The 25036-nt window shown below is 56.3% G+C and carries 18 protein-coding genes; 13 read left to right on the top strand and 5 right to left on the bottom strand.

Annotated features, from left to right (window positions below; translation table 11 throughout):
- Positions 1-35: 35 nt before the first annotated feature.
- The 5 genes from HMPREF2820_RS01900 (at position 36) to galE (ending at position 5126) form a co-directional block, all read left to right on the top strand.
- Positions 36-1601, top strand: coding sequence for a DUF7782 domain-containing protein (locus HMPREF2820_RS01900; RefSeq protein ID WP_070602503.1), 1566 nt, complete (start codon positions 36-38; stop codon positions 1599-1601).
- Positions 1602-2036: a D-aminoacyl-tRNA deacylase gene (gene dtd / locus HMPREF2820_RS01895; RefSeq protein WP_070602501.1), complete on the top strand. Its 435-nt coding sequence runs from the start codon at positions 1602-1604 to the stop codon at positions 2034-2036.
- A 136-nt stretch (positions 2037-2172) separates the two neighbouring features.
- Entirely contained in the window at positions 2173-3162 is a 990-nt protein-coding gene (locus HMPREF2820_RS01890) for a sigma-70 family RNA polymerase sigma factor (protein WP_016422644.1), read from the top strand.
- 303 nt (positions 3163-3465) lie between these two features.
- Positions 3466-4146, top strand: a complete 681-nt coding sequence (locus HMPREF2820_RS01885; RefSeq protein WP_070438300.1) for an iron-dependent transcriptional repressor DtxR — start codon at positions 3466-3468, stop codon at positions 4144-4146.
- A complete protein-coding gene (gene galE / locus HMPREF2820_RS01880) occupies positions 4143-5126 on the top strand; it encodes a UDP-glucose 4-epimerase GalE (RefSeq protein WP_069358725.1) in 984 nt (327 codons plus the stop codon). Before HMPREF2820_RS01885 ends, galE begins: the two co-directional genes overlap by 4 nt.
- A 26-nt stretch (positions 5127-5152) precedes the next feature.
- Here galE and HMPREF2820_RS01875 read toward each other — a convergent pair whose 3' ends face one another.
- Positions 5153-6265, bottom strand: coding sequence for a DUF4192 domain-containing protein (locus tag HMPREF2820_RS01875; RefSeq protein WP_246822188.1), 1113 nt, complete (start codon positions 6263-6265; stop codon positions 5153-5155).
- Between the two features lie 229 nt (positions 6266-6494).
- Between HMPREF2820_RS01875 and HMPREF2820_RS01870 the strand changes: the two genes are divergently transcribed.
- Together HMPREF2820_RS01870 and HMPREF2820_RS01865 are read left to right on the top strand one after the other, a co-directional pair.
- Positions 6495-7712 carry a PAC2 family protein gene (locus HMPREF2820_RS01870; RefSeq protein ID WP_070602497.1) on the top strand — a complete coding sequence of 406 codons (1218 nt, stop codon included), beginning with the start codon at positions 6495-6497 and terminating at the stop codon, positions 7710-7712.
- Between the two features lie 42 nt (positions 7713-7754).
- The gene (locus HMPREF2820_RS01865) at positions 7755-10274 is read left to right on the top strand and encodes a DEAD/DEAH box helicase (RefSeq protein ID WP_141751980.1); all 2520 of its coding nucleotides are present in this window, start codon (positions 7755-7757) and stop codon (positions 10272-10274) included.
- A gap of 78 nt (positions 10275-10352) precedes the next feature.
- Here HMPREF2820_RS01865 and HMPREF2820_RS01860 read toward each other — a convergent pair whose 3' ends face one another.
- On the bottom strand, positions 10353-11285 hold the full coding sequence (locus HMPREF2820_RS01860) for a hydrogen peroxide-inducible genes activator (protein WP_048733293.1): 933 nt from the start codon (positions 11283-11285) through the stop codon (positions 10353-10355).
- Between the two features lie 105 nt (positions 11286-11390).
- Between HMPREF2820_RS01860 and HMPREF2820_RS01855 the strand changes: the two genes are divergently transcribed.
- Both HMPREF2820_RS01855 and HMPREF2820_RS01850 read left to right on the top strand, forming a co-directional pair.
- On the top strand, positions 11391-11987 hold the full coding sequence (locus HMPREF2820_RS01855; protein WP_016422637.1) for a peroxiredoxin: 597 nt from the start codon (positions 11391-11393) through the stop codon (positions 11985-11987).
- 5 nt (positions 11988-11992) lie between these two features.
- The gene (locus tag HMPREF2820_RS01850) at positions 11993-12517 is read left to right on the top strand and encodes an alkylhydroperoxidase, AhpD family (RefSeq protein ID WP_016422636.1); all 525 of its coding nucleotides are present in this window, start codon (positions 11993-11995) and stop codon (positions 12515-12517) included.
- Between the two features lie 126 nt (positions 12518-12643).
- Here HMPREF2820_RS01850 and HMPREF2820_RS01845 read toward each other — a convergent pair whose 3' ends face one another.
- Both HMPREF2820_RS01845 and HMPREF2820_RS01840 read right to left on the bottom strand, forming a co-directional pair.
- Complete coding sequence (locus HMPREF2820_RS01845) at positions 12644-13861, bottom strand: hypothetical protein (protein ID WP_016422635.1); 1218 nt, start codon at positions 13859-13861, stop codon at positions 12644-12646.
- Positions 13862-14003: 142 nt separating this feature from the next.
- Positions 14004-16106 carry a neutral/alkaline non-lysosomal ceramidase N-terminal domain-containing protein gene (locus HMPREF2820_RS01840; RefSeq protein WP_070602494.1) on the bottom strand — a complete coding sequence of 701 codons (2103 nt, stop codon included), beginning with the start codon at positions 16104-16106 and terminating at the stop codon, positions 14004-14006.
- 216 nt (positions 16107-16322) lie between these two features.
- Between HMPREF2820_RS01840 and HMPREF2820_RS01835 the strand changes: the two genes are divergently transcribed.
- From HMPREF2820_RS01835 to hrpA, 3 genes are all read left to right on the top strand, one after another.
- Positions 16323-17825 (top strand): DUF1846 domain-containing protein, encoded by a 1503-nt coding sequence (locus HMPREF2820_RS01835; protein ID WP_070602491.1) that lies wholly within the window; start codon positions 16323-16325, stop codon positions 17823-17825.
- Between the two features lie 61 nt (positions 17826-17886).
- Positions 17887-18819 (top strand): oxygen-dependent tRNA uridine(34) hydroxylase TrhO, encoded by a 933-nt coding sequence (locus HMPREF2820_RS01830; protein WP_016422632.1) that lies wholly within the window; start codon positions 17887-17889, stop codon positions 18817-18819.
- Positions 18820-18913: 94 nt separating this feature from the next.
- Positions 18914-22933, top strand: coding sequence for an ATP-dependent RNA helicase HrpA (hrpA, locus tag HMPREF2820_RS01825; protein WP_083308399.1), 4020 nt, complete (start codon positions 18914-18916; stop codon positions 22931-22933).
- Here the strand turns inward: hrpA and nrdR are convergent.
- On the bottom strand, positions 22930-23412 hold the full coding sequence (nrdR, locus tag HMPREF2820_RS01820) for a transcriptional regulator NrdR (RefSeq protein ID WP_042388651.1): 483 nt from the start codon (positions 23410-23412) through the stop codon (positions 22930-22932). The genes hrpA and nrdR overlap by 4 nt on opposite strands.
- Positions 23413-24277: 865 nt before the next feature.
- Between nrdR and lexA the strand changes: the two genes are divergently transcribed.
- On the top strand, positions 24278-24979 hold the full coding sequence (lexA, locus tag HMPREF2820_RS01815; RefSeq protein ID WP_016422629.1) for a transcriptional repressor LexA: 702 nt from the start codon (positions 24278-24280) through the stop codon (positions 24977-24979).
- The last annotated feature ends 57 nt before the right edge of the window (positions 24980-25036 follow it).

The following is a 25036-nucleotide window of genomic DNA, read 5'->3' as shown; positions in this document are numbered from 1 at the left end:
CTCCGCCCCGCTTTACGACGAAGGTAGTGCCTACGATGACCTTTTCCCCCTCCACCTTCACCCCACCGACTGATCAGCAGCTTCGTGATTTTGTCGACTGTGCGGAGGAATTTGCCACCGCACTGAAGCGCCTTGAGTTTTCCAGTGAGTCACTGCGTCGAGTCCTAGGCGCCGAGGGACTGGCCGCGCTGGACCGCGGTGAGCCCGGCGTTGTCGATGTTCTACTTACCGAAACTGAGGGCGTTTCTGCGGACACTGTGACCGCGTTGCGTCTTCTCATCCTGGGCGACTTCGCCGACGCAGACCAGCTATTTGGGCCTGCTCTGACGGCCAAGTTACTGGACAGCGGCATACTTGCCGGCACCGCCACCAACGCACAGGTGTGTATCGATGTGCGCCCGGTTGAGATTGCGGGAGTCGACCGTATTGTCTTTTCCGACCGCGATGCCTCTATGAGCGATCACGTTCCTGGACCCAATCATGTCTTGGGCGTAGGGCGGGCTTCCCGCTCCCTCCTCGATATTTCGCCGACCTCGGCGGTGGAATCCGTACTCGACCTCGGTGCCGGTTGTGGTGTCCAGAGCCTTGCCCAGCCGGATGCAAAGTCGATTGTCGCGACGGACATTCACCCCCGGGCGCTGTTTTTTGCCCGCGCTACTTTCGCAGCAAATGGCTTCGACCAGGCGCAGGCCCTCGAAGGCTCGTGGTTTGAACCGGTTGCAGGCAAGAAGTTTGACCGCATTGTGGCGAACCCGCCGTTCGTCGTAGGGCTGCCAAGTGTGGAACATGTTTACCGTGACTCAGGATTGAATCTGGACGGTGCCACCGAACTTATGATCCGCGGTCTGGCCGACCATCTCACCGACGGCGGCACGGCGCATCTGCTCGGCGCTTGGGCCCATATCGAAGGCGAAAGTTGGCAACAGCGCATCGCCTCTTGGCTCCCTGCTGAAGGCCTCGAAGTGTGGGTAACACAACGAGATGTCGCCACGCCGGCGGAATACATCGGCACCTGGCTTCGAGACGAGTCCATCGACCCCCGCAGCCCAGAAGGCTGCGAGCGCTCCCGTGCCTGGCTGGAGCACTTCCGCAACAGCGGCGTGACAGGCATCGGGTTCGGCTACATCACAGTCCAACGCATTGCCGGCCCGACTTCCGCTGTGTGTGAAGAAATGCCGCAGCCTTTGGCCGCTCCCTTCGCCGCCGAAGCCGAGGAGTATCTCGGCCGCGCCGAATGGCTTCGCGCACAAACTGCTAACACCATCCCCGAAGCTGCCTTTACTGTGCGACCCGGCGTCGCCTTAGAACGCGTTTCGCTTGCCGACGTCGACAGCGGCCAGGGCTTCACTGAGTTCGATACACGCATCTCACGCACCGACGGCCCCGCCTGGACACACTCAATCGATGAGTCCGTCGCAACCATCCTGGGTGCACTGCATCCCGAAGCTGCCCTGGGCTCCGTCATCGACATCATGGCAATGTTTGGAGCCTTTGATGAGTCCGAAGTCCCTGCAATCAAGGACGCCCTAGTTCCCATCGTCGTTGACCTGGTTCGCCATGGTCTGATTCTCCCCACCGAGCTCTTGGAGGATAAACAGTAAATGAAAGCCGTTCTCACCCGAGTTAAATCCGCGTCAGTCACTGTCGACGGCTCCGTTGTTGGCCACGTTGACGGAGGCGATACCGGCGCCATTTTGGCGCTCGTAGGTGTTGGCCGCGAGGACACTGCCGATGCTTGGGAAACGATGGCCCGCAAGATCGCGGAGCTGCGCATTCTGGATGGCGAGCTCAGCGCTGTCGACGCTGGCGCCCCGGTGCTCATTGTTAGCCAATTCACGTTGATGGGGGCGACAAAGAAGGGACGGCGGCCGTCGTGGGTAGACGCGGCTCCGGGCCCAGAGGCCGAACCCGTCATAGAAAAAATTGTCGAGAACTTGCGCAATCGTGGCTTGACGGTCGAAACGGGACAATTTGGAGCGATGATGGAGGTCGCATCCGTCAATGATGGACCCTTTACAGTTCTCGTAGAATGCTAGTCGCGGCAGTTTTTCTTAACATTATATTTGCATGGCAAAATTACCCTATTGACATTCATCAACTTTCACGGGAACATTTCCGTAACTCCGTGCGTTGTAGTTATTGAGTCCACTTAAAAATCCAGGAGGCAGATTCATGAAGAGTGCCGATATTCAAAATGACGAACTGGAAGGTCAGCCACGGGACAAGGGGCGCCGCACTGGCAATAACTCCAATCCGTCCGCCGATTTGGTTCGTGTGTATTTGAACGGCATCGGAAAGACTGCTCTTCTCAGCGCTGAAGAAGAGGTGGAACTTTCTAAGCGCATTGAAGCCGGTGTATACGCCGAGCATTTGCTGCAGACCGGCGCGAAAATGACCCGCGCAAAGAAGCGTGATGTCAAGATCTTGGCAAAGGAAGGTAAGGCTGCACGCGCCCACCTACTCGAAGCCAATCTCCGTCTTGTGGTCTCGCTGGCGAAGCGCTACACCAACCGCGGTATGCCTCTGCTGGATCTAATCCAGGAGGGCAACTTGGGCCTCATCCGCGCCATGGAAAAGTTCGACTACACCAAGGGCTTCAAGTTTTCCACATACGCAACGTGGTGGATTCGCCAAGCTATTACCCGCGGTATGGCTGATCAGTCGCGCACTATTCGCCTACCCGTCCATTTGGTTGAGCAGGTCAACAAGATTTCTCGTATCAAGCGTGAGCTCTACCAGCAGCTCGGCCGTGAGGCTACGAATGAGGAATTGGCAGAGGAATCCGGCATTCCAGAGGCCAAGATCGAGATGCTGCTGCGTCAGTCCCGCGACCCGGTGAGCTTGGACATGCCGGTGGGCACTGATGAGGAAGCTCCTCTGGGAGACTTCATCGAGGACTCAGAGGCAACTGATGCCGAGGAGGCAGTTGTCGCTTCCCTGCGTCACCACGATGTCCGCAAGGTTCTGTCCACTCTCGAGATTCGAGAGCAGGAAGTTATTAAGCTCCGCTACGGTCTCGACGATGGTCTGCCCCGCACGCTGGATCAGATTGGCCGCCACTTTGGCCTGTCTCGAGAGCGCGTCCGCCAGATTGAGCGGGAAGTTATGTCCAAGCTGCGCGAGGGTGACCGTGCTGACAAGCTGCGTGAGTACGCAAACTAACGCCACATGGCGGTGACATCGATAGGGTTCCCAATTTCAGCCCTGAGATAGAGCTGGACTTCAATGCCGACCCCGTGCGGGAGTTTCATCCACACTGGCGGTCGGCGTTTTCGTCTGCACGTCGAACTTTCGACATCGCGTACGCTCCCTTCCGTCTCAGCAGCGCCCACCGAACCAAGCTTTTCGCTGCCTAATCAGCACCAAAGCCACTAGATTTGCGAGCCCTAACATCTTTCTTGCGCAAGTGTGGTTATCCTAATACTTGAGTGAAAACTTTTAAGACTGTGTTATCGGAGGAAAACCGTGAGGGATTTGGTTGACACCACGGAAATGTACTTACGTACGATTTTCGAACTCGAAGAAGAGGGCATCATTCCTTTGCGTGCTCGCATTGCCGAACGCCTTGAGCAGTCGGGGCCGACCGTTAGCCAAACCGTTGCGCGCATGGAGCGCGATGGCCTTCTCGTAGTTGCCCCAGATCGCAGCTTGCAGCTTTCCGACGAGGGCCGCAGGCTGGCCACGGCTGTCATGCGTAAGCACCGCCTAGCTGAGCGCCTACTTACGGATGTCATTGGCCTCGAATGGGACAAGGTTCACGACGAAGCCTGCCGCTGGGAGCACGTAATGAGTGACGAGGTCGAGCGCAAACTTCTCGACGTGCTTGACTCTTACACACGCTCCCCATTCGGCAATCCGATTCCCGGTTTGGGAGACCTCGGTGGGACTCAGTCACCAGAGCCGTTAGAGAACGTTCGCCGACTGTCCGATCTAAACCCCGGCGAGTACACCGTTGAGATCGTCCAGATTAACGAAATCCTGCAGGTCGAGCAGAGCTACATGAAGCGTCTCCACAAGGCTGGAATTATGCCGGGTACTGAGGCACTTGCCGAGGTTGCCGCCGGCCGCGTGACTCTCGCCCGTGGTGATCATTCTCTTGACATTCCGGATACTCTGTCTCACGCAATCATGGTGATTATCAAATGAAACTCCTCGTCACTGGTGGTGCCGGCTACGTCGGTAGCGTGTGCTCGGCAGTATTGATTTCTCTTGGCCACGACGTCACCATTCTGGACAACTTCTCTGTTGGCAACCGTGATGCGGTGCCAGAGGGCGCGACCCTAGTCGAAGGCGATGTGGCGGACAAGGCCTACGAGGTTCTGTCCTCCGACAGCTTCGACGGCGTCGTTCATTTCGCTGCGAAATCGCTTGTTGGCGAGTCTGTCGAAGTTCCTTCCGACTACTGGCACAACAATGTGGGCCAAACCCTGAAGCTACTCGACGCGATGCGTGATACCGGTACGAATAACCTGGTGTTCTCTTCGACAGCTGCAACCTACGGCGAGCCAGAGAAGACACCAATTACCGAAGACATGCCAACCGCGCCGACCAACCCTTACGGTGCCACCAAGCTGGCCATGGACTACGCCATCGCCTCTTACGCCAAGGCATACAACATCGGCGCTACGAGCTTGCGTTATTTCAATGTGGCGGGTGCCTGGGGCGGTTTTGGAGAAAACCGTGAGGTGGAAACTCACCTCATCCCACTGGTACTGCAGGTTGCGCTCGGTCACCGCGACAAGATTATGGTCTTTGGCAATGACTGGCCGACTCCGGACGGCACCGCGGTGCGTGACTACATCCACATCAAAGACCTCGCCGATGCGCATGTCTTGGCACTAGAGTCCAACACGCCGGGAACCCACCGTATCTTTAACCTCGGTTCCGGCGACGGCTTTTCAGTTCGCCAGGTCATTGAAACCTGCCGTAAGGTCACCGGTCACCCGATTCCCGCTGAGGATGCACCGCGTAGAGCCGGTGATCCGGCAACCCTTATTGCCTCTTCTCAGCGTGCCATGGACGAGCTCGGATGGAAGCCCAACCAGACGGAGCTTGAAACCATCGTCGCCGATGCATGGGAGTACACCAAGAACCTCGGCGACCGAGCCCACTCGGCGCACCGCTAGGTACTGCAGTACAGCTTGCAGGGTCGCTAATCAATACGCGGCATTTTCACCTTGTATACCCTGCGCAGTACCTCTTGTGCTGCTCCAAGAATTGTGCCGACGCACCTCGGCACAATTTGATTGGCGACCGCAATTTCCAGCAACTGAGTCAGTGAATGATTCGGTTGCTCCCCCGCTGCCTCATCGAGAGCTGTTTGCGCAAAGTTCTCCAGCCCAGCCGCGAACTTTGCGATGGCAAAACACGCTAAAGCGTTAGCACGCAGGCTGCCGCGGTGGACGATTGCGGCCTCGCGCCAGATTTCTCCCATTGATTGCGCCAACTGCGTAGTAATGAAAATCATGGACATATCGCGCAAGGTGACGTTGGTCAGTGCTGCTGCAATGGCATATCCTGCGTTTTCATCGCGCACCGCCTCATGTGCATCCATCACACCATCGGCCACGTTTTCCACGGCGGTTTTGAGCATGTCGAAGTGCTCAATGAGCGCGGGATTGTCCGAACCAATTTTGAGCTTCCTCGGCTGCTCAACGGCTGTCGCTCGTTCCCGGAGGCGTTCAATCAGAGCCCTGTCTTTACTGTCGTGGAATTGGCCACCTCGAAAATAGCTGCGGTACTCCTCATAGTTTTTGAAAACCTGCTCTCCCTGCCGGGAGATTAGATTTGCATTGTCGGTCATCAGACTGTCACCGACAATGCCGACGATCTCTCCCTGCTCGTCCGTGACAACTTCCCCCGCAGCAATAGTGGCAACGCCCGCCAAACGCACCTCATGCAGGCCGCCTTCTCGCAGCCAGCCTGTAATAGGTGTGGAGTCCTTTTCAATCCCCCAGGATTCGTCGATGATAAACACATCTGCGTGAGTGCATCCTTCATCGAGCAGGAAGTCCGCGGCTGCCCGCACCAAGTCAGGATTGTTCTCCATCGAGGCCACATCCTTAATCAGCATCGGGCCAGCATGCGCTGTCGGATCAAACTCGACCTTGCCATCGATGAGATCTTCGACCTGCTGACGATACAACGCCGCAATCACTACCTGCCCCCGCGGATAGAATCCAACGATTCCCGGCAGGTTCGTCAGAAAAACACTCGGCTCAATTTCAGGCTTTTGTCCTGCACCGAAGTTCTGTTTGTTTCCCATTAATTCCTTACCCCTTTTCCCCCATTGGAATAGCTCGACAGCGGACAATCCTCTCGCCATCTGGTGGCTCTCATTGTTATCGAATCCGCAACAGCCTTGCTTGTGCGCGACCGGAAAAATCGGCCCATCTGTGGACTACTTTCAACTTGTGGATAACTGGAATAATTTCTGCGGTATCGTGGTTGTTTACTTCAAATGACGAAAAATGTGATGCAGGAGGTAGTCGTACGTGAGTGATCCGACCGACAAGCCTCAGGGCAATATGTACGAGGTAGTTTTCCCGGTTCCTGACGTAACGGGAAGCGAGGGGCATCTGACCCTGGTCATTGCACTTAGCGGTTATGCGGATGCCGGTAATGCCGTCTCGGAATCAGCTAGTTTCCTGTTGGATGCTCTCGAGCACCGTCCATTGGTGAACTTTTCTATCGACGAGCTGATTGATTATCGTTCTCGCCGTCCCTCTGTGACGATGAACCACGACCAGATTGTGGATGTATCCGATTTGAACCTGTCGCTCAATGTGGTTCGCGACAACGTCGGTAAGCCGTTCTTACTGCTTTCTGGCCCTGAGCCAGACATGCGGTGGGAGGCTTTCTCGACTGCCGTGGCAGATCTTGCAGAGCGCTACGATGTCGGTCGGACTGTGTCGCTGTACTCGGCGCCGATGACGGTTCCGCACACCCGACCGCTGGGTATCATCGCCCATGGCACAGATAAGCGGAAACTCGGTGATATGCATACCTGGGGCAACCGCGTCACGGTTCCGGGTGCTGCGAGCCTGAACATTGAGTACGAGCTCTCAAGCCGCGGTTGTGATGCCTTTGGTTTCACCGCACAGGTGCCACACTATGTCGCGGCCTCTGAGTATCCGCTGGCGTCACTGCGGCTGTTGCAGGAGGTAGCAAAGCTAGCCAAGCTCGAGCTCCCGCTTGAGGCGTTGGAGAAGGAATCCGCGCGGGTGGCGGAGCTGCTCAATACGCAGACGAATGATTCCGGCGAGGTCTCTCAGCTGGTCAATCTTCTCGAGGAACAGTACGACCAGGAGGTTCAACGTCGTCAAGAGCTGGAGACTTCTCCTCTACTTGGACCTAACGGCGAGATGCCTTCGGCCGACGAGATTGGCGCTGAGTTCGAAAGGTTCCTCGCTTCTCAACCGCTGCGCCCAGTAGAGGATTCTTCCTCGCTTGACGACGAGGCGGAGACCCCGGCCAACTCGGATTCCTCGGCAACTACATCAGAGGACACTGACGCACACTCGGAAGAACCCGAGTCGGCCTCGGCGGATGATAGGTCTGCGGAGTTTTCTGTAGACGACACTGCCGAACAGCCTGAGTCAGAACAGCCCGAGTCTGAACAGCCTCGGGAAGAGCAGGCGGAAAGCGAAGAATCCGGTGAACCGGAACAACCTCGCCGTCGGCGCGGCTGGAAGCCCTGGTTCCGCTTCTAATCCGGGGTTACCGCTAGGGTGGGAAGCGTGTCACTATCTGAAATGCTTCCCGACCTAGCTGAGGTTCCAGAGTCCCTTTTCGACGATGCGATTATGGACTCGTTCATTGCCTGGACCAGGGATCAGGGCATCACGCTCTACCCGGCCCAGGAGGAGGCCGCTATTGGTCTCGCTGGTGGCGACCACGTCATTCTTGCCACTCCGACAGGTTCGGGCAAGTCCATGGTGGCTATTGCTGCCCACTTCTGCGCCCTCGCTCGTGGCCAGCGCAGCTTTTACACAGCGCCTATTAAGGCCTTGGTCAGCGAGAAGTTCTTTGCCCTCTGCGAGGTCTTTGGCGCTGAGAACGTCGGTATGATGACCGGCGATGCCACCGTCAACGGTGGTGCACCCATCATCTGCGCAACTGCGGAAATTGTCGCCAATATCGCCCTGCGCGACGGGGCCGACGCCGATATTGACCAGGTGGTAATGGATGAATTCCACTTCTATGCGGATCCCGATCGCGGGTGGGCATGGCAAGTGCCCTTGCTCGAGCTTTCCCGTTGCCAATTCCTGTTGATGTCCGCCACTCTCGGCGATACTCAAAAGTTTGAGACGGATTTGAAGGAACGCACGGGACTCGACGTCAACCTCGTTACAGGTACGACGCGCCCGGTACCGCTGGATTTCCACTATGTCTACACACCAGTTCATGACACGCTGGCGGAGTTGCTGGAATCCGGCAAAGCCCCAATCTACATCGTCTTTTTCTCCCAGCGCCAAGCAGCTGAACAGGCTCAGGCACTGACCGGTCTGAAGCTGCTGACGAAGGAGGAGAAGGAGCGGATTCGCGAAGAGATTGGCGATTTCCGGTTTACCACGGCCTTTGGTCGAATTCTTTCCAAGTTGGTGCGCCAGGGCATTGGCGTCCACCATGCGGGAATGCTGCCGAAGTACCGTCGTTTGGTTGAGCGTCTCTCTCAGACTGGTCTGCTGAAGGTCATCTGTGGCACGGATACCCTCGGCGTCGGCATCAACGTGCCTATTCGCACGGTGCTAATTACCGGTTTGGCCAAGTTCGATGGCCGTCGTAGCCGTATTCTCAAGTCACGCGAGTTCCACCAGATCGCTGGACGCGCCGGCCGTGCTGGCTACGACACCGAGGGCACCGTAGTTGTCGAAGCACCTGAACACGAAATCGAAAACGCCAAGCTGCGGCGCCGTGCCGGCCAGGATGAGGCCAAACTGAAGAAATTGCGGCTGAAGTCCGTTCCCAAGGGCGAAGTGACATGGTCGGAGAAGACCTTCGACAAAATCGTTTCTCAGCCACCGGAGCCGCTGACCAGCCGCTTTACAGTTACCAACGGTATGTTGCTCAACGTCATTGCACGTGGTGGCGATACCTACGAACACATGCGTCATCTGCTGCGCACCAATCACGACACCCGCCACCAACAAAATGAGGCTATTCTGACCGCAATTGAGCTCTACTGCGGTTTGGTCACCGCGGGTATCGTCGTCACGCATGGCGAGGGCGATGACTGCCGCCCCGAGCTGACAATGGAGCTGCAGCGTGACTTCGCGCTCAATCAGCCGCTGTCGCCTTTCGCCATCGCCGCGCTCGAACTGTTGGATAAGGACAGCCCGAACTACGCACTCGATGTCATCAGTGTGTTTGAGTCAATTCTGGAAGACCCTCGCCCACTGCTCATCGCGCAGCAGAAGAAGGCACGCGGTGAAGAAATCGCCGCGCTCAAGGCCGAGGGTGTTGATTACACCGAACGTATGAACATCGTCGAAGACATCACATGGCCGATGCCGCTTGCCGACGAGCTGGAGCGCGCATTCGACACCTATGCTCAAGGTCACCCGTGGGTGCGTGAGTTTTCGCTGTCGCCCAAGTCAGTCGTGCGCGAGATGGTGGAAAAGGCCATGACTTTCTCGGACGTGGTATCTGAGTATGGAATTGCCCGCTCTGAAGGTATTTTCCTGCGCTATCTCACCGATGCCTGGCGCACTTTGCGACACACTCTCCCTCCGGAAGCCGCTAACGAGGAACTTCGGGACATTGTGGAATGGCTCGGCGAGCTCGTTGTGCAGGTGGATAACTCCCTGGTGGATGAATGGGCGCAAATGGCCGATCCGGACAAGCCATTGGACGAGGAAACTCTCAAGGAAGCGGCTTTTGGCACCGACGAGTCGCGGCCCCTTACAGGCAACGAACGTGCATTTACCCGTATGGTGCGCAATCTCATGTTCCGCCACGTGCAGCTCTTTGCCTTTGAAAAGGAGGAGGAGCTGGCCGACCTGGACAACTACCTCGACGATGCGCCAGATTGGCCTGCCGCAATGGATGACTACTTCGATGAATACGATGACCTAGGGATCGATGCAAAGGCTCGCGGCGGCGATATGATTTCGATTGACCGCAAGGCTGGTGAGGGCCTATGGCATGTGATCCAGATACTCGATGACCCTGAGGGCGACCACGGCTGGCGCTTTGAAGCGGACGTTGACTTGGCTGCATCTGATGAATACGGCGAGGTCAGGTTGGGATCGCTGCGAATTATTCAGGGATAAACGCGAAAAACCGGGCTGGAACTGCCAGCCCGGTTTTTGCTTATTTCGTACGCTATTGCAGCATGCGCCAAGAGAGCTTTAGGCAACAGCGTCCATGTACGCCTGCCGTACCAGTTCAGCAATTCGATTGAACTCGCCGCCGCGTACCGATGATGCGCGGTGAACCAGCCCAATGGTGCGTCCCGGCCGTGCCGGACCTTCGAATCGTGCAACAGCCAGGCCGGGGCGGTCGGCCTCAATCTTGACAGCCGATTCCGGTACAAGCGACTGCCCCAACCCACCGGCAACACACTGCACGACGGTGGATAGAGAAGCCGCCCGTGTTTCCAAGCTGGAGGTCTCGCCGTGAACAGCATCGACCTTGCGACAAATATCCAACACCTGGTCGCGCAGGCAATGACCGTCGTCAAGCAGAAGCAAGTCCAAGTCCCTGATTGCCTCAAGCTTTACGTCTTCCTTACCTGCCAGCGGATGATCCTCTGGCACGACGATGTAGAACTCCTCGTCGTAGAGGTAAATCTCTTCAAAGGAAGGCACATCGGATGGCAGTGCCATGATGGCTGCATCAATGGTGCCGGAGCGAAGTGATTCGATGAGGCGCTCGGTCGGCTCTTCGACAATCCTAGGCTTTAGATCTGGCAGCTCGTCACGAACCAACTGGAGGAAGTTGGGCAGCACGTATGGAGCAACCGTAGGGATAACACCAATGGATAGTGGTCCGGACAAATCATCTGTACGGCCAGAGGCGCGAGCAACGATCTCGTCAACAATTTCAGATGCTTGGCGGGCATATGGAATCAGTCCGCGACCGAGTGGCGTCACCAGCACTCGGCGAGTCGAACGCTCTACAAGCTGCACCCCCAGTCCCTGCTCAAGGGTGGAAAGCGCTTGTGACAGGCTGGGCTGTGAAATGCCGAGGCGGGCAGCGGCTTGACCGAAGTGACCGGTATCGGCAATCGCGACAAAGGCACGTAACTGAGGCAAAGTGGGCCGATAATCTCTATTACGCATACCTATAAGCCTACACGAGCTTATTAACTTTTTCCTCTTGACGGTTCGGGAATCCATAGGCATAATGGTGTGTGACCCCAAAAGGAATACATTCAGGAGGATTCCATGGCAATTTTGACTGTTGGCGACAAGTTCCCCGAGTTTTCTCTGACCGCTCTCAAGGGCGGCAACCTGCGTGATGCAAACGCTTCTTCTCCGGATGACTACTTCGAGCAGGTAACCAATGAGTCTTACGAGGGTAAGTGGAAGGTCGTCTTCTTCTACCCGAAGGACTTCACCTTTGTCTGCCCGACTGAGATTGCTGCATTCGGCAAGCTGAATGAGGAATTCGAGGACCGCGACACCGTTATTCTCGGTGGCTCTGGCGACAACGAGTTCTCCCACTTCAACTGGCGTGCAACCCACGAGGAACTGCTGGACATCCCGTTCCCGATGTTCTCCGACATCCGCCATGACCTGATGCGTGCACTCGGTGTCGAGAACGCTGACGGTGTTGCAGATCGCGCAACCTTCATCATTGACCCGGACGGCATCATTCAGTTCGTCTCCGTTACCCCGGACGCTGTCGGTCGTAACGTTGACGAGGTTCTGCGTGTTCTCGACGCTCTTCAGTCTGAAGAGGTCTGCGCATGTAACTGGCAGAAGAATGACCCGACCAAGAACATCGACAAGATGGACGTTCTGAAGCAGGAGCTGAAGTAACTCATATGAGCATCGATAACCTTCGTTCCGGTCTACCGGAGTACGCCAAGGACATGAAGCTTAACCTTGGCACTCTCACCCGTTCTACGGAACTCTCCGAGCAGCAGCTGTGGGGTACCCTGCTTGCATCCGCTGCTGCCACCCGCAACGAGACTGTTTTCTCCGAGATCGCCGAGGAAGCCAAGGAGCACCTGTCTGACGAGGCTTTCGAGTCTGCACTTGGTGCGGCCACCGTTATGGGCATGAACAACGTTGCTTACCGCACTCGCCACATGCTCGGTGATGACTACGCACAGGTCAAGTTCGGCCTGCGCATGAACATCATCTCCAATCCGGGTGTCGAGAAGGAAGACTTCGAGCTGTGGTCTCTGGCAGTTTCTGCCATCAACGGCTGTGAAGCTTGCGTGACTTCTCACGCAAAGGTCGTCCGCGATGCCGGTCTGACCAAGGAGCAGGTCTGGGAAGCTGTGAAGATTGCAGGCACCGTCTCTGGTGTTGCACAGGCTGTCTTCGCCGAGGCTACCCGCTAAATATTCGGAGCATAGGTTCGGCTTTTGATAGCCGAACGCTCCCCAGCAGGATTACCTGCTGACGAAATAGCGCCCGAGGAACCAATTTTTATCGGTTCCTCGGGCGCTTTCTCTTGTTTGGTTTGGCTACTGCTGCGGAGGGTAATAACCCGGATTCTCCTGGGCTTCATTAACTACTCGACGGCCACCGATGAGCTGACGGTAAATATGTACTTGCACGAGGAGAGCAAGCGGGACTGTGTACAACATACCGATATAGAAGAGCATTGCACCTGCGGAAGAAACAATTGACGTCAGAATGAATGCAACGAGCATCGTCCAATACTGAGGCTTCACCAAGCGCCAAGCGACGACCGGAGCCTCAAGTGCTGTTGCTCGACCATCGAAAACAAGAAGCGGCATAGTCGCTGTGATTGGCATGATGAAGATGGACAGCACAAGTACCAACAGGTAGCCGATGGGAATCATCGCAGCTGCAGCTTCACTGCCGTTGGCAGACAGGGATACTCCAGCGATGAAGAGCACCATCCCCGGAAGCATGGCGAGCAGCCCCACCAGGAACGTGACAATGTAGGCACCGATAAGAGATCCCCACCGGTTTACACGGAAGAAAGTACCGTAGCTCGGCACTCGGCCGTCGACAGCTTCGAATGCACCGCGCAGCATAAATGCCTGCATCGCGAACATGCCCACGGCAAATAGGAGTGCCATCGCGCCGAGAGTCGCGAACATTGACCCTAGATCCTCAAACGGAACATCGCCTGGATAGTTCGGCTCAAAGTCCGGATCGAAGTCACCAGTCGCAAAGAGAATTGCCGCTGCGCCAACAATCAGTGCGACTAGTACGGCGAAGAACGTCAGCATGATGCCAAGCCAGGAAGCAAAATTGCTGTTTAGACTACGAAACGCCGCGGAAAAGGCACTTCCAATGTCGACCTTCGTCGGCCCCTGTGCCACAGGCTTCACCGGCGGCTCATCGCCACCTGGCATGTTGACTCCGGGAGCAAGTGCACCGGCTGCAGAAGCCCCGCTGGACTGGTGCTGCCAGTAGCTCGAGTCCGCACCATAGGGTTGCCCGCCGTAACTATCGCGCGACTCGCCAGTTCCATAAGAAGGAATTTCGCCATAAGCCTGTTCACGGCCGTAAGTCTGATTCCACTGTGGCGAATCCTCTGGTCCACGCGGGCCATGTTGTGCGTCCGAATCGAACCCGTAAGGGTTGTAGTCCTGCGAACCATTGTTGGGAAAACCGTGACTCTGGGAGTCATAGTTATTGGACTCATTGTCCCGGCTGCCGTCACCGTAAGAATCGTTGTTGCTATATGGATCGTTTGAGGTATTCATGAAGCAAATTGCTCCTGCCAAATTGACGGATACATACAAATAACGCGCACAACGGACTATACGTGAGACAAGCCCTTGATGAGTTTTTAAAGGCCGAAGTATAAGTCACATTGTGCGCATGGACGTATTTAATTGGACGTTCTTACACGAGCTCCACCGCGGCGACTCCCTCGAACTCGTTCAGCGAATCACCGGCACCCAACGCGCTACCACGCACGATGATGTCATACTTGCCCGGCGCGACTCCTCCGGTCTCCCAAGTGACCTTGGCGGTGGTGTAATTACCGTCCTTGGCAAATTCAATGACAGTTGCCTGGTCCCAGTCGTCAGAAACGATCTCACCGCGGTCATTCTTGATGAGTAGGTAGCCGTCTTCCAGTCGCAAGTCGTTATTCGGATTTGCCGCGACGAATTGGGCAACGGCCTGCTGCCCTACCGTGACGCTTGCAGTCGATTCGAGCACGTCACCAAAATTCTTGCCCATTGGTACGGAATCGATAGTCTTTCCTCCTGCTGGCGACGGCGGGATGATGCCAGTGAGATCACCTGCAGCACTGCCCGGGTCGACAGCCATGCCGTCGGCAAGCGCGTGGGCGAGATCGTGATAGATGGAGATCATCGCACTGAGCGTGTACTTGCCGAAAGCCGTTGCGCCGCCCTCGTAATCCTGCTGATCGTATTCCTCTGGGGTAACGACGTAGTGTCCATAGCTGTTGGTGTAGCCCTGGCAGATGACAGTGTCGATTGGAACGCCGAGGACATCGGCGACGTGCTGACGCATGCGGTAACCCGACATCGTGGTGGGTTCAAGGCCGTTGGTAATCAAGGTGAAGCCACCGATGCGGGTGATGGAGAACATGTGGGTCTGCTGGAGAAGACCATCGATGTAGCCCACTGGCAGCAGGCATTCTTTCTCGCCCTGAATCTCCCCGATATTTTTCGGGAGTACGACGTTATTGAGCTGACGTACCCACGGTGTGCCTCCACGCTGGCCCTCGTTGAAACCTAGGGCTGGTTCGCCGCCGCCGTCCTCCTGGCTACTGGCTGCGAAGGCCGCACCGAGGATTGCAGGTCCAGTGCGGTGCGGCTGGCCGTCGGGCGTGAATTGGCCGTCAATGTCGACATCGCCGAGGTTGACCCACTTGTGGACGGTAGAGATTCCGCCTCCTGGCAGTGCAATGGTCTGACCCTGGGTAGCGTCAATCTGACGCTGACCGAGAATGCGGGCGGACTCTGCTTCGTCTCCGTTGCCGGGACCCGAATTTGGCACGAGCCCCATGTTCGGGCTGATGTCACCCGGGCACGACATGGTAAATGCGGCGACAAAGGGGGCATCGGCCGGCTCACGGTGGGTAACCCCGCGGTCGACCTCAACCTTCCATGCTGCATAGCCCTTGTTGTCGCCGTCGATGATGGTGTGCTCGGGGCCGAAGGTGGTCGGATGAATTCCATACCAGTTAATGAATCCGACTTCGCGACCACCGCGACTCACGTGCAGTGTATGGCTTTCCGGGTTGACTCCGTCGGGGAAAAGACGCTGTTCTTCCTCGGGGTTACGCCTGAATGCCTCCAGGGAGCGGTTAACACCCGCATCCTTGGCAATCCCCTTGGTCAGGTGGATAGTCGACGGCTGGTAATCAGCGTGTGCACGTTCAATAGCCTTGACCACACCGACGACCACAGCTTCGAAAGTGACGGGACGGAAACCGAGAGTAGTCAGGTCGACCATAAGATGGCCCGATGTACCACCCGGCGCGACATGCGTATGAGATGCGCAGATAAGCACGTTGCCCTCGTGGTAGAGGTCTCCGAAGAGAGCTCGCAGTCGCCGCAGAACTTCCATCTGGATGGACTGGAACATGAGCCCCATATCTGCGGTGACGTGGACGACACGGTTGTCGTTGTCATCACCGAAGATGAATGCACGCGCCATCTGGCGAAGACGCAGACCCGAGGTGGTCTGGTCCATGACCGCATACCCGTTCATGCCAGCGCCGAGTGGCTCGCCTGTCATGTCAGCCATTCCTCGACCGACATTCAAATTGGTGGTCGAATTCCCCGCGGCGGCAGAAGCCCCGTTTGCAGGAGCGGCGTTTGCCTTTGATGCACCATTTACGGCAGGCATCATACTCGCAGCTGACACGGCAGTTGCTCCGACGAGGAAGCCTCGCCTGCCCACTTGGTACGGGGCGCGTGCGGTTGGTTCTGCCGAATTCGACGATGATGCCATCTGGGGATCGAGCATGTCACATCCTCTTCATATTTCTTTTTGAATATCAATATGTTGGACTTTAATCAGACAATCCCCTACGCGTGGCCTAATAAGCCAAAGTTCCCAAAATTCCCCCCGCGACAGCAGTAACCGATACGACATTCGCAAGGCAGTATCACTACCATGGACACAGTAGAATTTCGCAAGCTTTAGCGCGCTCCTCGCAGACACAACTTCAGAAAGGGCACCATGGCTCAGGCTGTCGGTTTTAACCGCGAAAAGTACATCGAAATGCAATCCGCTCATATTAAGAAGCGGCGCGCAGACATCGCAGGTGAAGGCGGCAAGCTCTATCTCGAAATGGGCGGCAAGCTATTTGATGACATGCATGCCTCGCGCGTGCTCCCCGGCTTCACGCCTGACAATAAAATCGCTATGCTCGATCGCCTCAAAGACGATCTGGAAATCATGGTGTGCATCAATGCCAAGGATTTGGAGCGCCACAAGGTCCGCGCTGACCTCGACATCACTTACGAAGACGATGTGCTGCGCCTCGTCGATGTCTTTCGTGAACGCGGGTTTCTAGTCGACAGCGTCGTCGTCACGCAGCTTTCCGACGACAACACCCTGGCAAAGAACTTCATTGAGCGCCTGCAGCGACTCGGATTGAGCGTAATCCGCCATCGCAATATCGAGGGCTACCCGACAAACACGGAGAAAATTGTCAGTGAAGCCGGCTTCGGGCTGAATGAATGGGCGCAAACGTCGCGGGACTTGGTCGTTGTTACAGCGCCGGGCCCGGGCTCTGGAAAGCTGGCGACCTGTCTATCGCAGATTTATCACGATCACAAACACGGAATTCGTTCCGGTTACGCAAAGTTTGAGACCTTCCCTATCTGGAACCTGGCACTCGAACACCCGGTAAATCTGGCCTACGAGGCGGCAACGGCTGATCTCGATGACATCAATCTCATCGACCCTTTTCATTTGGCCGCCTATGACACCAAGGTCACCAGCTATAACCGTGATGTCGAGGTCTTCCCACTGCTGCGCACTCTGTTGGAGAAGCTCGCGGGCGAGTCGCCGTACAAGTCACCGACCGACATGGGCGTCAATATGGCCGGTTACTGTATCGACGATGACGAAGTGTGCCGAGAGGCATCCAACCAGGAAATCGTTCGCCGTTACTACAAGGCTCTTGTCGACGAACACAAGAACAGCGCAGACGACGAAGTCTCACAGCGCATTGCCATGATTATGAGCAAGGCCAACGTGTCGACAGCCGCCCGCCGAGTCGTAGCACCAGCGCTTGAAGTTGAGAAATCTACCGGGGCGCCGGGCAGCGCAATCGAATTGCACGACGGCACAATCATTACGGGCAAGACCTCTGAGCTACTCGGATGCTCAGCAGCAATGCTGCTCAACGCTCTCAAGAAGCTCGCCAATATCGACCCGGACTTGCACTTGCTCTCCCCAGCTGCCATCGAGCCAATCCAAACGCTTAAGACGCATCACCTGGGCAGCCGCAACCCCCGCTTGCATACCGACGAGGTCCTTATCGCCCTTTCTGTGTCGGCCGCCACCAGCGACGATGCGCGCTCCGCTCTCGCCGAGCTGAAGAACCTTAGAAACTGCGATGTCCACACCACCACCATTCTGGGCAGCGTGGACGAAACAATTTTCCGCAACCTCGGTGTGCTAGTGACTTCGGAGCCTAAGTACCAGAAAAAGGCTCTCTATCAGAAGCACTAAGCCATATCAGCAGCTCACGCCGAAAATAGGATAACTGAGAGAGCAGACTAGAATAGTCCCCGTGAGCATCAGCAAGATTCTTCTGTACTACCAGTTCGCCCCGCTATCCGATCCGCGTGCCATCATGCTGTGGCAGCGCGATCTTTGCGAGTCGTTAGGGCTCAAGGGCCGCATTCTGGTGTCCGAGCACGGCATCAATGGCACCGTCGGCGGTGATCTCGATGCCTGCAAGAAGTACATCAAGAAAACCAAGCAGTACCCCGCTTTTCACTCCATGCAGTTCAAGTGGAGCGAAGGCGGCGCTGATGACTTTCCAAAACTCTCCGTCAGGGTTCGCGACGAAATCGTCGCTTTCGGTGCTCCGGGTGAGCTGAAAGTCGATGTCGATGGTGTCATTGGCGGCGGCACACATTTGAAGCCGGAAGAGGTCAATAAACTGGTCGAGGAACGCGGCGACGATGTCATCTTCTTCGATGGCCGCAACGCAATGGAAGCCGAGATTGGCAAGTTTAAAAACGCTGTCGTCCCGGACGTAAAGACCACGCACGACTTCATCGACGAACTGGAATCCGGTAAGTACGACTGGATGAAGGACAAGCCGGTTATCTCCTACTGCACCGGCGGCATCCGCTGCGAGATCCTCTCCGCACTTATGAAGAACCGCGGTTTCGAAGAGGTCTACCAAATCGACGGCGGTATTGTGCGCTACGGCGAAAAGTTTGGCAATAAGGGGCTGTGGGAAGGCTCCCTCTATGTCTTCGACAAGCGCATGCATATGGAGTTTGGCGATGGCATCGAAGACGAGGACTACGTACAGCTCGGGCACTGCGTCCACTGCGGCAAGCCCACAAACACCTTCCAGAACTGCATCAACGAAGATACCTGCCGTCGTCAGGTGCTTATTTGCGATGATTGCTGGGAGCACACCGAGACACAGCACTGTGGGCGCGAGGACTGCAAGGAAGTTGCCGAAGAGCTAGCAGCCGCAAAGTAGGACGCTTCCTGCTGCCATCGGACTATCTTGAGCACCTCTTAATCAGCACAGATGTGGGTTGTCTCCCCAGACGCGGCTAATCTAGTAGGCAACCATGAGTACTCCTAGCCGTTCTGATAAACCAGCTCCACGTGCCCAGTCGGGAAACCACCACTCCGGCCACCGCAATTCCGCCAGGCCACAGCGCTCTGGCAAACCTGCTAAGGACACGCGTAAAAAGGAGCTCTACCAGCTCGCTGATCAATTGCCGATTCGGGAGGCTCAGTCCTTCCGACGCCGGCTAAAGCGAGCATCCGCGCCGAAGGCGCTGTCTGCAATCTCTGCAGACCTCGACTTTGCGCTGGAGCGGTTAGAAGATCGTCGTAAAGCGATTCCTCGCATCACCTACCCTGCCCAGTTGCCGGTGTCCGCGCGCCGCGACGACATTGCAGAGGCAATTGAAAACAACCAGGTCGTCATTATTGCTGGTGAGACTGGCTCTGGTAAGACTACGCAGATCCCGAAGATATGCCTCGAACTGGGACGCGGCGTGCGGGGCAAGATTGGTCACACTCAGCCACGTCGTATTGCGGCGCGTTCCGTCGCGGAGCGCATCGCTCATGAGCTGGGCGAAAAGATTGGACAGCACGTCGGCTATGCAGTGCGTTTTGATGATCGCGTGAGCAAGGATACCTGCATCAAACTGATGACCGACGGTATCCTGCTGGCCGAAATTGGCCGCGACCGACTGCTACGCGAGTACGACACCATCATCATCGATGAGGCGCACGAGCGCAGCCTCAACATCGACTTCCTGCTGGGATATTTAAAGCATATTCTGCCGCAGCGTCCAGATCTGAAAATCATTATCACTTCCGCGACGATTGATCCGGAACGGTTCGCTCGTCATTTCGCGCCTGACGACGAGCACCCTGCGCCCATCATCGAGGTGTCGGGGCGCACCTACCCGGTGGAAATCCGCTATCGCCCGCTGGTGCGGACCGTTGTTGCGAAGAATGGGCAGGAAAAGGAAGTCGCCATCGAGCAGATCGATGGTGTAATCGCTGCGTGTGAAGAGCTCATGCGGCTTGGCGACGGCGATATCCTGGTGTTCTTTTCGGGTGAGCGAGAGATCCGAGAAGCTGCCGAAGCCATCGAGGGCAAACACTGGAAAGGTGTAGAAGCCGTTCCACTATTCGGTCGGCTATCTAATGCAGAGCAGCATCGGATCTTCACTCCGCATTCCGGGCGTCGCATTGTGCTGGCGACCAACATTGCGGAAACGTCGCTGACGGTCCCTGGTATCGAGTATGTCGTCGATACTGGTACCGCACGCATTTCCCGCTACTCCACCCGCACGAAGGTGCAGCGCCTGCCAGTTGAGGACATCAGCCAGGCATCCGCGAATCAGCGCTCTGGACGCTGTGGCCGTGTAGCTGATGGTGTGGCGATTCGTCTCTACAGCGAAGAGGATTTTCTCTCGCGCCCCGAGTTTACGGATCCGGAGATTCTGCGCACCAATCTCGCTTCGGTTGTACTGCAAATGATTTCACTGCGGCTTGGCGCGATTGAGGACTTCCCCTTTGTCCAGCCACCAGAGCACAAAGCAATCCGCGATGGCATTAACCTGCTCACAGAGCTTCAGGCTATTACCACCACGTCGGGGTCTGATGCCCCCGAGCTGACGGACATCGGCCGACAAATTGCCCGTATCCCAGTCGACCCGCGTCTTGCCCGCATGCTGGTCGAAGGGTACGAGAACACCACTCTTGGGGCGGTAACCGTCATTGTCGCCGCTTTGTCTCTGCAGGATGTTCGCGAACGTCCACTGGAGTTCCAAGCTCAGGCAGATCAGCTACATGCCCGTTTTAAGGACACCACCAGCGACTTCAACTCCCTACTGAAGCTCTGGGAGTACCTGGAGGAAAAGCGTCGCGAGCTTAGCGGTAACCAATTCCGCAAGATGTGCAAGCGCGAGTACCTCCACTATCTGCGCGTTCGCGAGTGGCAGGACTTGGTGCGTCAGCTCCACCAGGCAACGGCCGAGCTGGGCTGGCATCTTTCGGCCCGCAGCTCAACCAACGGTGTCGACAATCCCGACGAGGTGGCAAAGTCACTGTTACCGGGTCTGTTATCGATGATTGGTACGCGCGAGGGCGAGGGCAAGGAATTTACTGGCACCCGCAACACTAAGTTCCTCATTCACCCCTCGTCCGCGTTGGCAAAGAAGCCGCCTCGCTGGGTGATGGCTGCGGAAATCGTCGAGACCTCGCGCACTTTTGCGCGCAACGTAGGCACGATTCAGCCGCAGTGGGTAGAGAAGGTAGCCCCTCATCTACTCAAACACCAGTACTCAGAGCCTCACTGGTCGACTAAGCGCGGTGCAGCGATGGCTTACCAGAAGTCGACACTCTACGGCGTGCCCGTGGTGGTTGATCGCCTGGTGCCATATCACCGAGTCGATGCCGACGCCGCCCGCTCGATCTTCATTCGCTCTGCGCTTGTCGACGGCGAGTGGAACACACATCACGAGTTCTTCAAGAACAATCAAGACAAACTTGCCGAAGCCGAGAAGATCGAGGAAAAGCAGCGTTCCCGCGGCATTGTCGTCGATGACGACGTGCTCTACGCGTTCTACGACTCCAAGCTGCCCGCCTCTATCACCACGGCCACCAATTTTGACCGCTGGTGGAAGAAAACTAAGCCCAAGCAGCCAAATCTACTGGACTTTGATCCCAATAAGCTGCTCAACCCCGAAGCCGGCGACATCGACGACAACGCCTTCCCCGAAATGTGGCAGCAGGGCTCGGTCGATTTCTCTCTGTCCTATAAATTCGAACCGGGCGCCCCTGATGACGGTGTGACTCTCCGTGTCCCCGTGCCTCTTCTTGCAGGTCTGCGTGAAGATGGCTTCGACTGGCAGGTACCAGGTCTTCGCGCTGAGCTCGCGGAAGCCTACATTCGCACTCTGCCGAAGGCACTGCGGAAGTCCGTTGTCCCCGCCCCGGATTTCGCACGCCGCGCGCTGGAGACGATGACTCCGTACTCAGGCCGCTTCGTCGATGTTTTTGCCGATGCTTTACGACGACTCGGAGGCTCGGGCATCAATGGTGCAGACTTTGCCCCTTCGAAGCTGCCAGCACACTTGCGCTTTAACTACGCAGTGGTCGACCGCCATGGAAAGATCGTCGATCAGAGCCGGGATCTTGCTGCGCTTCGAGACAAGCATGCCTCGACGGTCTCAACTGCTGTGTCGAAACGTTCGAAGTCTGCAGCACGCGAAGCTGTGAAAAAGTGGACTTCAGAGAACTTGGGCGCCGTCTCAGAAACGGTCAAAAGTACTGTCGACGGTCAGTCCGTCACGATGTATCCGACGCTGGTGACCACCAAGGATGGCGTGGCCATTGAGGTCAAACCAACTAAGGCTCAGGCTGAGGCGACGTTGGCGACCACAAATTTGACAATGTTGTTGCGGGATTGCCCAGTAAATGGTGCACAAATGACTAAGGGGCTTCCACTCCAGCAACGTGTTGGCGTGGACGCATGGCCACATGGGGGCGCCGATGGGCTTGTCGAGGACTGCCGTGTCGCAGTGATTCGCGACCGTATGATGGCTGCCGGTGGCCCGGTCCGCGATCCGAAGGAATTCGACAAACTACTCGAACACGTTCGTTCTGGAGTCGCCTCAGAGGTGCGCCAATTGGTCGTCGGCGTTGCCCAGGCAATGCCTCGTTATGTCTCGGTGGTGAATCAGCTAAACAAGTGGGAAGGCGATGCCATTGACGATATGCGTCGCCAGCTGGAGTTCATGTTCCCTAAGGGCGCTGTGGCAAGGCACGGTTGGCAGCACCTACGACATTTGCCACGTTATCTCCAAGCAATGGAGATTCGACTTGAGGAAATGAACCGTGACCCGGACCGTGATGCCGAACGTGAAGATGAGGTGACTGAGGCACGCGAATACTTGGCGGCAAAGCTTCAGCAGCTACCTAAGGCACGTTCGAATTCCGCCGAGGTACGGGATATTCAGTGGCTCATTCAAGAGCTGCGCGTCAGCCTTTTCGCACAACGGCTGGGTACCGCCCAGAGCGTATCCCTGACTCGAATAAAGAAACGTGTGGATAAACTGCGTTAGTTCTTTTTAACCTCGTTGCCATTAGCCTGCGGTCCTTTCCCCTTGCGCATGCTGGCAATCTCTTGCGCGAAATCGTCCGCGGAGGAAAAGGACTTGTACACCGAAGCGAAGCGGAGATAGCCAACTTCGTCCAGTTCTTTGAGCGGCTCAAGGATGGCAAGGCCGATATCGTTTGAGTCCACCCGGGGCGTGCCTTTCTCGCGGAGGCTCTCCTCCACTTTTTGTGCAAGTTTCTTCAGCTGAGACTCTGATACTTCGCGCCCCTGGCACGCACGTCGAACACCCTGGATAACCTTTTCGCGGTTGAACTCCTCAGGGATTCCATCCCGTTTAACGACCATCAGCTGCGAGCGTTCAATCGTAGAAAAACGTTTACCGCAATTGAGGCATTCTCTCCGGCGACGAATCCCCATACCGTTATCTATTAACCGTGAGTCCAAGACTCGTGTCTGATCATGATGACAAAACTGGCAATACACAGTCTCCAGTCTACGTCCCACCCCAACGCCGGAAACCCGAATGATTATTGCGCAGAGTAGGAAGCGTACGTAGACGTAAAGGTGCTTTCGACTGCCTCATTTTGCCCTTGTTCAAAGACCATGCTGCCGAAAACTCCGAAGAAAGCACCAAGCCCTAGAGCCCATACCGCCATCAAACGAGTCAGGTTCGTGCCTGCGGATACATCACTACGATTGGACTGCTGCGCCCTGCTAACGGATAGAGACGGACGCCCGTAGTTGACCGAGACATGACTGGGCCGCGACCTGTCCCTCCGCATTCGCGCCGATGAAGCCCCGTTGCGATTGCGTTGTGCACTACGTGCACGCTGACCGGGCCGAACAATGTGCTGGGTGCAAGACGCACTACGTTCACCCCACACCAACGGGGCTTTCCGTGTCGTCCGAGCAGAGCGCTCAGAAACTTGAGAAAAGTCAATATCAAATGTGCTGCTAACACCTAGTGCGGTTGAAACCGTAGACATCATGTTTTCTCCCTTTCCAACGTTGACTCTCCCACCGTTGCCGGCCTGGAGAGAATAAGAGTTGTACGACCGTTTCCCGACGCTGTGGAGACTATGTCCAAGGGCGGATGCGGAGAATCCGTCTAGACCTTTTCATCAAACGACTGTTCGAGTAACTTGTCATGTTCGATTTATAACACCATGTTCGAACGTTGTCTACTGTTATCCGGATTTATTTTCGATTTTCGACATCGGCACCGCCTCCGAACACGCATAATGGACATCTTTTCCAAAGAAGTCAAGGACGCACAGTGTTCGATGCTCGACGATTCGAACAGTTTTGAGTTATGATTCATTCGAAAGAGTTTGAGAAGGGATGTTCCATGGCTCAAAAGAAGAAAGCGAACCCTAAAACACTCACCGATCGGCAGCGTCGGATCCTTGACGTCATTTCGGATGCCGTCGTACTTCGCGGATACCCACCGAGCATTCGAGAAATTGGGGATGCTGTGGGCTTGAACTCCACCTCGTCGGTGGCATACCAACTCAAGGAGTTGGAGAAGAAGGGCTTTCTCCGCCGCGACCCACACAAACCCCGCGCGGTAAACGTAAGGGATTCGAAGTCCTCCGCTGGCACTTTCACTCCGGTAAAGCCTGGACCAAAGGCTACTGGCACCACCCAAACTCCCGAGATGCCAGAGGACATGCCAGAGCCAATCTTCGTTCCTATCGTTGGTCAGATTGCTGCTGGCAACCCTATTTTGGCGGAGCAGCATGTGGAAAGTCACATGGCACTTCCGATGGAGATTACGGGCTCTGGTCAGCTATACCTGCTCAAGGTCGTGGGTGATTCCATGGTTGACGCGGGCATTCTCGACGGAGACTGGGTGGTAGTCCGTTCCCAAGACGTGGTCGAACAGGGAGATTTTGTTGCAGCCCTGTTTGAAGATGAAGCAACAGTCAAGGAATGGCACGAAGACGCTGCTGGCAAGTGGCTCATGCCCCATAATCGCGCCTTTGACCCGCTCCCCGCGGAGCACGCCAAGATCCTCGGCAAGATTGTCAGCGTCCTACGCAGCCTCTAATTTCCCACATTTTCGTTGCCCGAAACAGACATAAACGGGCATACTAGGAACAGATAG

The organism is Corynebacterium sp. HMSC064E08 (assembly GCF_001811805.1).
In the GTDB taxonomy this organism is placed as follows: Bacteria; Actinomycetota; Actinomycetes; order Mycobacteriales; family Mycobacteriaceae; genus Corynebacterium; species Corynebacterium jeikeium_D.
The sequence above is the reverse complement of the archived record's forward strand: the minus strand, read 5'-3'. Positions and strand labels throughout refer to the sequence as shown.

Excerpts from the sequence above, each read along its gene's own strand:
- HMPREF2820_RS01900 (WP_070602503.1), top strand. The coding sequence starts at position 36 with ATGACCTTTTCCCCCTCCACCTTCACCCCACCGACTGATCAGCAGCTT.
- dtd (WP_070602501.1), top strand. The coding sequence starts at position 1,602 with ATGAAAGCCGTTCTCACCCGAGTTAAATCCGCGTCAGTCACTGTCGAC.
- HMPREF2820_RS01890 (WP_016422644.1), top strand. The coding sequence starts at position 2,173 with ATGAAGAGTGCCGATATTCAAAATGACGAACTGGAAGGTCAGCCACGG.
- galE (WP_069358725.1), top strand. The coding sequence starts at position 4,143 with ATGAAACTCCTCGTCACTGGTGGTGCCGGCTACGTCGGTAGCGTGTGC.
- HMPREF2820_RS01875 (WP_246822188.1), bottom strand. The coding sequence starts at position 6,265 with ATGGGAAACAAACAGAACTTCGGTGCAGGACAAAAGCCTGAAATTGAG.
- HMPREF2820_RS01865 (WP_141751980.1), top strand. The coding sequence starts at position 7,755 with ATGCTTCCCGACCTAGCTGAGGTTCCAGAGTCCCTTTTCGACGATGCG.
- HMPREF2820_RS01860 (WP_048733293.1), bottom strand. The coding sequence starts at position 11,285 with ATGCGTAATAGAGATTATCGGCCCACTTTGCCTCAGTTACGTGCCTTT.
- HMPREF2820_RS01855 (WP_016422637.1), top strand. The coding sequence starts at position 11,391 with ATGGCAATTTTGACTGTTGGCGACAAGTTCCCCGAGTTTTCTCTGACC.
- HMPREF2820_RS01850 (WP_016422636.1), top strand. The coding sequence starts at position 11,993 with ATGAGCATCGATAACCTTCGTTCCGGTCTACCGGAGTACGCCAAGGAC.
- HMPREF2820_RS01845 (WP_016422635.1), bottom strand. The coding sequence starts at position 13,861 with ATGAATACCTCAAACGATCCATATAGCAACAACGATTCTTACGGTGAC.
- HMPREF2820_RS01840 (WP_070602494.1), bottom strand. The coding sequence starts at position 16,106 with ATGCTCGATCCCCAGATGGCATCATCGTCGAATTCGGCAGAACCAACC.
- HMPREF2820_RS01835 (WP_070602491.1), top strand. The coding sequence starts at position 16,323 with ATGGCTCAGGCTGTCGGTTTTAACCGCGAAAAGTACATCGAAATGCAA.
- hrpA (WP_083308399.1), top strand. The coding sequence starts at position 18,914 with ATGAGTACTCCTAGCCGTTCTGATAAACCAGCTCCACGTGCCCAGTCG.
- lexA (WP_016422629.1), top strand. The coding sequence starts at position 24,278 with ATGGCTCAAAAGAAGAAAGCGAACCCTAAAACACTCACCGATCGGCAG.